The organism is Dysgonomonas sp., assembly GCF_035323175.1.
Lineage (GTDB): Bacteria > Bacteroidota > Bacteroidia > Bacteroidales > Dysgonomonadaceae > Dysgonomonas.
The window spans coordinates 5,133-13,268 of the sequence record NZ_DAOKYH010000003.1 but is presented as its reverse complement, the minus strand read 5'-3'; the positions used below and the strand labels follow the sequence as shown (position 1 = coordinate 13,268).

12 protein-coding genes are annotated in these 8,136 nt (G+C 40.8%); 10 read left to right on the top strand and 2 right to left on the bottom strand.

Translation table 11 applies throughout. The features are described from left to right. Positions 1-409: 409 nt before the first annotated feature. From PKC55_RS05770 to PKC55_RS05725, 10 genes are all read left to right on the top strand, one after another. Positions 410-946, top strand: a complete 537-nt coding sequence (locus tag PKC55_RS05770; RefSeq protein ID WP_283685771.1) for a hypothetical protein — start codon at positions 410-412, stop codon at positions 944-946. A 124-nt stretch (positions 947-1,070) separates the two neighbouring features. Further along, positions 1,071-1,727: a hypothetical protein gene (locus tag PKC55_RS05765; protein WP_324372244.1), complete on the top strand. Its 657-nt coding sequence runs from the start codon at positions 1,071-1,073 to the stop codon at positions 1,725-1,727. Between the two features lie 85 nt (positions 1,728-1,812). Next, a complete protein-coding gene (locus PKC55_RS05760) occupies positions 1,813-1,974 on the top strand; it encodes a hypothetical protein (protein ID WP_283685773.1) in 162 nt (53 codons plus the stop codon). A gap of 106 nt (positions 1,975-2,080) precedes the next feature. Then, positions 2,081-2,497 carry a hypothetical protein gene (locus PKC55_RS05755; protein ID WP_303887808.1) on the top strand — a complete coding sequence of 139 codons (417 nt, stop codon included), beginning with the start codon at positions 2,081-2,083 and terminating at the stop codon, positions 2,495-2,497. Next, the gene (locus PKC55_RS05750; protein WP_291125632.1) at positions 2,494-2,697 is read left to right on the top strand and encodes a cupredoxin domain-containing protein; all 204 of its coding nucleotides are present in this window, start codon (positions 2,494-2,496) and stop codon (positions 2,695-2,697) included. Before PKC55_RS05755 ends, PKC55_RS05750 begins: the two co-directional genes overlap by 4 nt. Continuing rightward, positions 2,684-4,567, top strand: coding sequence for a hypothetical protein (locus PKC55_RS05745; RefSeq protein WP_291125634.1), 1,884 nt, complete (start codon positions 2,684-2,686; stop codon positions 4,565-4,567). Before PKC55_RS05750 ends, PKC55_RS05745 begins: the two co-directional genes overlap by 14 nt. 1 nt (position 4,568) lies before the next feature. Then, positions 4,569-4,736 carry a hypothetical protein gene (locus PKC55_RS05740; protein WP_291029099.1) on the top strand — a complete coding sequence of 56 codons (168 nt, stop codon included), beginning with the start codon at positions 4,569-4,571 and terminating at the stop codon, positions 4,734-4,736. A gap of 155 nt (positions 4,737-4,891) precedes the next feature. Continuing rightward, positions 4,892-5,326, top strand: a complete 435-nt coding sequence (locus tag PKC55_RS05735; RefSeq protein ID WP_291125636.1) for a phage holin family protein — start codon at positions 4,892-4,894, stop codon at positions 5,324-5,326. Continuing rightward, positions 5,313-5,834 carry a glycoside hydrolase family 108 protein gene (locus tag PKC55_RS05730; RefSeq protein WP_324372237.1) on the top strand — a complete coding sequence of 174 codons (522 nt, stop codon included), beginning with the start codon at positions 5,313-5,315 and terminating at the stop codon, positions 5,832-5,834. The genes PKC55_RS05735 and PKC55_RS05730 overlap by 14 nt, the downstream gene beginning before the upstream one ends. Further along, positions 5,831-6,241 (top strand): hypothetical protein, encoded by a 411-nt coding sequence (locus tag PKC55_RS05725; RefSeq protein WP_291126443.1) that lies wholly within the window; start codon positions 5,831-5,833, stop codon positions 6,239-6,241. The genes PKC55_RS05730 and PKC55_RS05725 overlap by 4 nt, the downstream gene beginning before the upstream one ends. Before the next feature lie 489 nt (positions 6,242-6,730). Here PKC55_RS05725 and PKC55_RS05720 read toward each other — a convergent pair whose 3' ends face one another. Then, positions 6,731-6,931 carry a hypothetical protein gene (locus PKC55_RS05720; RefSeq protein WP_228093781.1) on the bottom strand — a complete coding sequence of 67 codons (201 nt, stop codon included), beginning with the start codon at positions 6,929-6,931 and terminating at the stop codon, positions 6,731-6,733. Positions 6,932-7,286: 355 nt separating this feature from the next. Next, on the bottom strand, positions 7,287-7,538 hold the full coding sequence (locus tag PKC55_RS05715; protein ID WP_135104679.1) for a hypothetical protein: 252 nt from the start codon (positions 7,536-7,538) through the stop codon (positions 7,287-7,289). Positions 7,539-8,136: the final 598 nt, after the last annotated feature.

Sequence of the window (8,136 nt, the reverse complement as noted above, 5' to 3'; positions counted from 1 at the left end):
AGAAGTACAGTAATATTTGGTTTTCGTATAGTCATAGTTATTTCAAAAATAACAAAACAAATGAATAAGCATTTATGTCAAAAGGAGAAAAAATAAGAATGAATGTGACTCTGTCCTCTTGCTTCGTTCTACGAGGATTGCAAACCTTGAAGGACGGGTATTAGACGGGTAGGGGCGAGCCCTTGTGGTCGCCCGTATATAAACGGGCAGGGACGAGCCACTGCCCCTACCTATGCGACACCGTCCTTTTGGATTTATAATCCAAAAGCAATTCTTATCCGGATTTTAAATCCTTATGATAGATCTTCGGAGTTGCAAACCCCGAAGAACGGAGAGGATAAGAACAGAGAACAAAAGAAGTCAAAAAAAGAAAAGCGACAAAAAATTAACGAATCAAAAAAAAAAAATTATGTCTTGCAAATTAACATCAAATATTACAAAGAAAACATGTGTGTATTCCGTTGCCGGTATCAAATCGGTTTATCTGATCAATCACGATTCGGCTAACGAATACGAATTTTCGGCCGAAGGAGAGATCAGCGCTATCACGCTTGCCGACAGTGCAAAAGCCTATAAGGTGGACTTTATAGACAATACGGCTTCTTTCTCCGACGAACTGGCACAGAACAGCAACGGCGGTAAATACCGTACGCACACCCTAAACTTCACACTCAGCGAGTACGACTATACGATTCTTAATCAGGGTGATGCTCTCAGTCTTGGTAAGTTTACGGCTGTGGTGGTGGATAAGAGCAACCGTTCGGTAGTGCTGGGACGCATCAACGGGCTGAGCTCAACGGCATTCAATTACGCTTCGGGTGCTGCTGAGGCTGATGCAAACGGCTGGACGGTGACAATGGCGGGAACTGAGATGGAAATCGGTCGCTTGCTCAAGGGTGAGGACGTGGTTACTGCCATTGTGGATAAGACAGTTGTAACTCCTTAACCTGTTCTGCGATGTAGTTATGATATTCGCCTCTTTGTCGTCCTTTCGGATTTTAAATCCTGATAGTAGAGCTTCGGGGTTGCAACCCCCGAAGGACGACTAAAAAAGCAAAGAGAGAGAAAGAATGTCACATCATAGTTTAAAGAAAACATACTTGATAAAGCGGTATTCAGCTTTGATGGCGGTTGCCGCTTTGTCTCAAAAAAAACAGAACAATATGAGTTGCAGATTGGTGCAGAATATAAAACACACATGCGGATACAATTCGGGAGGTATAGCCGAGATTTACCTTTTGGATATAAAGGATTTTGCAGCTTATTACTTCAAAGATGATGCCCTGTACGACTCCTGTTTTGTAGATCGTATCCTCAAAGACGTAGACACCCCTTACACGATGCTGTCGGAAGTTAGCGAAAGCAATTTCACCGAAACAAACGATGGCGCACTGTACAGGCAGCAACTAACCACCTTTGTGAATACCCTCAAGTCTGACAAAACCAACAACCTGCTCAAAGCCCTTGGCAACAAGTATCTGGTGGTGTTCAGGAATATGCAGGGCAATATTTACTCTTTTGGTTCCGACGGTGGGGCTACGCTTGCATTTTCTCAGGTATCGGGGCAATTGGGCGAAACAGCGGGATACAGCATCACGCTTTCCAAAGATTCTATCTATCCTCTCTTTGAGGTGAATGCCGAAAAATTCAACAAAATATTTGCGTTGGGAACAGAGAACAGGAGGGTGATAGTTACCGAAAACGGAAAGTTCGCAATATTGATATAATGCGATGATCTCTCTTGTTTTCGGCTTTACAATCCAAAAGTCCTTTCAATTCGGATTTTAAAATCCTGACGATAAAGTTTCGGGGTTGCAAACCCCGAAGGACGAAGGGAACCCCGAAGGACGAATGATGAATATTAATGGAGTAGGGGCGAACCCTTGTGGTCGCCCGGATAGAAAAGGGCAGGGACAAGCCACTGCCCCTACCTATCCCCTCTATCGTTCAGAAACAACATTAGACGGAACGTAGTGTAGTCAACAACAAAGAGTATAAAAAGAGGAATAAAACAAATAGCATAGAAAAAGAGAATCAGAAGAACAAAGAAGATTTTAGAATAAAAACAAATCAAAAAAATATGGCAGAAAACACTAAAATAGCAGCTATCCCCTTGTCGGAGCTTCCCGAAATCAAAGACCCGAGCGGTTTCTGGATATTCGGTTCGAAGAAAGATAGCAACGGTGCGCTCAGCTCGGGCAAGTACCTGTTCGAGAATCTGGCAGAATATGCCAAGCAGTTGCAGTTGGAGCGTCGCATGTCGATCAATATGGGGCTTGCTTCGCCCTACGAAATGTTTATAGGCGAGGAGATGATAATCTATCGGGTAGAGGCGATGAATGTATCCAAACTATGGGTAGACGGCAAAGAAGTGCCCTTAGGTAAAACCGTATCGGTAAAGATAAAGGCGAAGTCGCTTGTGGAATTTAAGGTCGAAAAAGTTGGCACAGAGCCTACCGGATACTTATTTATTTACGCAAAAGCTACATTACCATGATATACGAAGTAAAGAAAGGCGATGTCACATTTGAGGTCGATGACAATCTGCTGTTTGACAGTCAGCCCCATTCATTCATGCGATTGTATAACGATTTGAAAGAGAACGACAGGGCAGACTTTGACAATTGTAATGTTCTTGTACTGGCTACAGGACGAGTGATAATAACCGAAAAAACAGAAGACGATGGGCAAGTATAATTATAGAGATAAGTATGGCAGGCTGGATGAGAGTATAGATAATGTTGCTTTCTTTTCTGCGCTAAGTGCTACAGCCTACGATCAGAGGACACGATCTGTGTACACAAGGACAAATCCTGCGAAGTCTCATGGAGTTATAGATCTAAAGCGAAACTCGGGAGTGACCAAGAACGTCTTCTCCGGCGGTATCCATACCGGCTCTATTGTTACAGAGGCGAGTGCAAATTACAACTATTTGCATATGATAGGTAGTGGCATGGATAGCACGATATGGAATAAAAACATAAATGCCTATGGGGAAGGTTCTGTTTGGCAAAATAGCCTTTACTTCTATGATATGACAGTGAGACATATATCACAGCCTTTATACCGTACCGGATATATATTTGTCGGATGTACTATCTATTCAGACCTTTCGGGAACAAAACACAGTTGTAAGCTCTATGCCAAGACTTCTACCAACGGGGGAAACTCATTTATAAATGTACCCGATGCCGTATTGTCGAATACCAATCTGGATTTGTTCGATCATTGTAAAGTAACCATCTTGAGCTCCGATGTATCCGGTTACAGGAATAATTTTGTAGCATTCAACGATTGCGAACTCAAGATCGGAGGAGAAACCGAGTACAAGGCACTCAACGGTAACACGGAAGAGGAGCTGAGAGCTGATTTTGTAGCCCGCTGCGAGGCGCAATCTATTACGGTGCCGAATGTTACAGACATGGGTGAGACGATGAAGCAGGGCAAATGGATTTTCTCTAAAAACTCGTGTGTAGACGGTCTTGTGAAAAAAGATTCTGCGTTGCACAATTACGAAAAAAGGCATTTGGTATATTTCGGTTATTCCTTCGACAGATGTGACGCCATCGGTATCACATCCGACAAAAGCGAGCCGGCAAGCTTTTCGCCGGTCTATGCTAATAGCTCGCTTGCCATAACGGACGGCTCTATAGCATTGGCTTCCAACATCGACGTTTCGCAGGCTGTCGCGGGTGAATGTGCTACAAATATAATCTGGCTGGGAGGTAAATATCAGCTCAATAAGTTGGATATTATACACAATCTGCCTATAGATCAAGGCGTATTGATCGACAGCACGCCATCATTTTCGTCCGTTGAGGTAAACAAAGACGGAGGCATTGTACCTTACAGCAATGGTGTGCATCGTGCTTACATTGTGCGTTCGAAGAATGGTCAGGAGGCAAAGGTGAAATACAACGGAGTGACGTATAGTTCGGCTGTAATTTCCCGCAACAATATTTTTAACGGAGTGGCAGGTGTCACTTCATTTGTGCCCGAAACGTCTAACGCCATTGTGTATGAGGTGCTGGATAAGGTGCTGCACTCTACCGTTCAGATGCGTATTGTAAACAAGATACCTTCGGGTGCAATTGCTTCGGGAAGCCTGCAAGCCGGATATTGGTATTTTGTAGAGCCCAAATTGGTGAGCGACGCTTCGGGTAGTGTGACATACAACGGAATAACCTATCCGGCATATTCTTCGTTTGTGGCAGAGGCGGGAAAATCTACTTTTACACTGACAGGCAATGTGCAGCTTCGAAGATGCTGGAAAGACCTTTATAACGAAAGCGACACAGACGCCACCGACAAGGCTTTTTGGCAGAATGAGCAAAAGCCCAAATGGTTTGATGTATTGCCCAACGACCTGCGTTGCCTTATGAGCCTCAACAATGCGCAGCAGGCTGAAATGCAGCGAGACAAGGCTGGCAATTACATTGCATCGGGGCACCCCGACTTCTACAACTCGGTGCTGGCAATGAGTGGTAACCCGGGCGAATTGGCTTTTCCTATCAAAGGGGCATTTATGCAATTGAGATTGAAGATAACCACACAAAACCCGATATAACATGGCAGACTTGAACAATAAGGATGTAGAGACAATGTCTCTGCAAAACAGCAAGATCAGTTTGATATTGATCGAAAAATCAGAAGCAGGCGAAAAGAGCCGCAGTAAAGTGGAGGCGGTATTTATTAATAAGACACACGCCGGACTCAATTACGGCACATTCTTGTAAACTCGTTGTAGGGGATTACAAATCCCCTACAACGTAAGGGTTCCCCTGCTTCGTAAATTTTCGGAATTACAAATTCCGAAAGACGGGCGTTCCTCAAAGAGAATAATCCGACATTTTCATTCATCACAAAAACAACAAACAAATAAAAATAACTTATGACATACACCGATAATTTTTTAGTAGGGCTTCTGGATTTCTTTATTTGGGCTAAATGGCTCTTGATCCTGGCACTGACACTAACGCTTGCCGACCTGAAGTTTGGAATAGCCGCCGCCAAAGCCAGAAAAGAAGACGTAAAGAAATCGAAAGCCGTGCGCCGTACAATCGACAAGATAACCAGCTACATCATCTGGGTTATATTGGCATACACCTTCGGGCAGGCATTTGCCTTGCCTTTTGGCGTAGAGTTGCTCCCTATGCTCATGCTTGTGATTATATACGGGGTAGAATTGGAAAGCATTTATGTGAATTACTTCGCATCGAGAGGTAAAAACGTGAAGGTGAACATTCTAAATTTTTTTGGAAAGAAAACCGATATCATAGAAGTAGAAGACGAAAAGAAAAATGAAGACAAAGATGGCAAAGGTTGAACTGCTTATTCCATTTATTCTCCGATGGGAAGGTGGCTTTGTAGACGATCCCGACGATAGGGGCGGAGCCACCAATAAGGGCATAACGATAGCTACCTATAGGTTTTACCGCCGCCAAAGAGGATACGCCACAACCACCGTTGCCGACCTGAAGAATATTTCGGACGCAGAGTGGGCGGATGTGCTCAAAAGCCTCTATTGGGACAAGTGGCAGGGGGATAAGATTGTGAATCAGAGCATAGCCAATATCCTTGTCGACTGGGTATGGGCTTCGGGCAGCTATGGCATCAAGTTGCCGCAAAAGATGTTGGGCGTTACTGCCGATGGCGTTGTGGGCAACCAAACGCTGGCTGCTGTGAATGATTATACACTTCAGTGTGAACTTTTCGAAAAAATCCGCCAAGAGCGTATCGCCTTTGTGAATAGGATTGTGGCAGCACGTCCGGCGAATCGAAAGTTCAGGAGAGGGTGGTTAAACAGGATTAACGATTTAAAATTTGAAGAATGATTCTAAAATCTATAAAGCGATATGCAGCTGGTTTATCAGTAGTCTGTTTGCTGCTTGTGATACTTGTGTCTTGCAAAGCCAAAACAAGCTATGTTCCTGTAGAAAGCGTCAGGGTGGAATATCGGGACAAGCTGTTGCGTGACTCGGTTCACCTGTACGACTCTGTGCTGATAAAGATGAAAGGCGATACGGTATGGCTCGAGAAGTATAAATATCTCTATCGAGACAAGGTGGTGAGGGATTCAGTATTTAAGACAGACAGCATAGCCGTGCCCTATCCGGTGGTAGAGGTACAGGACGTAAACAGGCTGACTTCTTTCCAGTCTTTTCAGATCTGGTGTGGCAGGATTTTGTTGCTGTTTCTGCTCGGATATTTGGTAATGCGGAGGTTTAAAGTAGGCGTTTGAAATTTTTTTAAATAAAATCACATTTTTTATGACGTATATAATACGCTATATATTAACGGATTATTAGCATATATGCTCTGACAGAGGGTTGTAGGTGATTTTTTTTAGGAGAATTAATTTTTATAATGTGTGAAATTGACTATCTTTGTGTAAACATTACAAATACAACAATAATAAGTTATTTTAAATACTCTCATATGGACTATCAAACTATCAAAAAAAGCAAAATAATTTTATAAGTTTTGTTCTTTTTGAGGAAAAATCTAAAGTTTTATTAATCTGTTTTTTTATTAAAAAATATAGGTTTTCGTATTTTTTAATATATTAAGTAGTTTGTAAAGTTTGTGTAAGTGAAAGGTCTACAAAGTGATTTTGTGGACCTTTCTTAATTACTGAGAATGATCTTAAGGATTAGGATTTTTGAATGGATGAGGCTTGTGTTGGGTGTACAGCCTCTTCGGATTTATATAAAGACAAATTTTATCATGTTTAGAGAGATACCGAGTTTAATATTTTACAATATCTATCAGCATATTCCTTTAAGTCACGGTTATACGTTCCAAAGTTTTTTACAATCATGTCAAATATCAAGAAGCTGCGCTTTTTGATCAGAATATCCGGATCATTGATCGCATATTGCCCGGTGTCGATGTCCTCGGTGTGCTCAATGGAGATATAATATTTAGACATAATCTTACACATAAAAGGAAAGGTGATATCAATGAATTCTATGCAAATCTAATGATAAGATGAATCCTTTTTTATCATTTTTTGTGCGATATGACTTTTTGTACCGATATGCTGATAATAATATTTTTTATATCAGTCGTTTAACCCTCTTCTGTAGGGGGCTTTATATGACTTTTTTGTAGAATATATATGGGGGTTTTTGTCATTTTTTTGCACAAGAATAGCCTTGTTGCAGTTGTGATCTTAACGTGCAAGCTAGAAAGACCAGCGAAAAAATAGTCTTTCCCTTTGCTTTTGATGTAGAGGGAATGGTGGCGTAGGCCTTCGTTTATTGTAAAGTTTTCTGTTCTAGTTCTTACTCCGAAAATAGATAAGCTTGCGAACTGGCAATCTGTAGGAAGTAGATGAAAATGAAGCCTAAGACAGAGAGCAATACAGCGATACCTACAAAACCGGCAACATAAAGGAATCTTCCTACGCCCGTTTTGTTCGATTTGATGTAATCCCAGTCGTCTAGCAATAGTTTGATGTTTTTCCACCCTGCAAAAAGAAAGAAAACTGCAAATATCAGAAGCGATACGATGAATAAATAGTGTATTGTGTTCATTCTGCCTGATTTATGGTTTATTATTTATTGAAGTATTAATTTTATCACTACTTTTTGTTAACATACTTACTGTTCTAAGAATTACTTATATTGTATATTACATTTATTCCATTGTTTCTAAAACAACAATATCAATCTCAACTTTAGTACTCACTCTCTATCTCACAAGAGCTTACCTCTTTTTGCACATTTAAGGCACAAGATTCTAATGAATTATCGTCAGAAATATTGATTTGTATTGTCCGAACTCATTTCAATTCATATCGAAATTCATATCGAAAATGAAGTCTTGAACGTTTTGTGTTGCCTGATAATATGCTATTTATGATCAAATATACATCTATTTCTGTAACAGAATTATAATTTTGATATTTATTTTTATGTTAATAGAAAAATAATTTTTTAGTATAATTTTACAGCCCTAAAAAAGTCATATTTTGGGTTGTGGGTCACATGTCTAAGTGTCTTCTTTTTAATATGTTAATGTTTGATTTAACACATAAAAAGTCATATTTCGGTATTCCCCTATTTTATAATATTTATTTATTGTTATATTGGCATGTCTTTATGGTTAAGTTTTAGAAAACTCCCCATATTT

What these genes read in the sequence shown, in the direction of transcription:
- PKC55_RS05770 (WP_283685771.1), top strand. Translation starts at nt 410, where the DNA reads ATGTCTTGCAAATTAACATCAAATATTACAAAGAAAACATGTGTGTAT.
- PKC55_RS05765 (WP_324372244.1), top strand. Translation starts at nt 1,071, where the DNA reads ATGTCACATCATAGTTTAAAGAAAACATACTTGATAAAGCGGTATTCA.
- PKC55_RS05755 (WP_303887808.1), top strand. Translation starts at nt 2,081, where the DNA reads ATGGCAGAAAACACTAAAATAGCAGCTATCCCCTTGTCGGAGCTTCCC.
- PKC55_RS05750 (WP_291125632.1), top strand. Translation starts at nt 2,494, where the DNA reads ATGATATACGAAGTAAAGAAAGGCGATGTCACATTTGAGGTCGATGAC.
- PKC55_RS05745 (WP_291125634.1), top strand. Translation starts at nt 2,684, where the DNA reads ATGGGCAAGTATAATTATAGAGATAAGTATGGCAGGCTGGATGAGAGT.
- PKC55_RS05740 (WP_291029099.1), top strand. Translation starts at nt 4,569, where the DNA reads ATGGCAGACTTGAACAATAAGGATGTAGAGACAATGTCTCTGCAAAAC.
- PKC55_RS05735 (WP_291125636.1), top strand. Translation starts at nt 4,892, where the DNA reads ATGACATACACCGATAATTTTTTAGTAGGGCTTCTGGATTTCTTTATT.
- PKC55_RS05730 (WP_324372237.1), top strand. Translation starts at nt 5,313, where the DNA reads ATGGCAAAGGTTGAACTGCTTATTCCATTTATTCTCCGATGGGAAGGT.
- PKC55_RS05725 (WP_291126443.1), top strand. Translation starts at nt 5,831, where the DNA reads ATGATTCTAAAATCTATAAAGCGATATGCAGCTGGTTTATCAGTAGTC.
- PKC55_RS05720 (WP_228093781.1), bottom strand. Translation starts at nt 6,931, where the DNA reads ATGTCTAAATATTATATCTCCATTGAGCACACCGAGGACATCGACACC.
- PKC55_RS05715 (WP_135104679.1), bottom strand. Translation starts at nt 7,538, where the DNA reads ATGAACACAATACACTATTTATTCATCGTATCGCTTCTGATATTTGCA.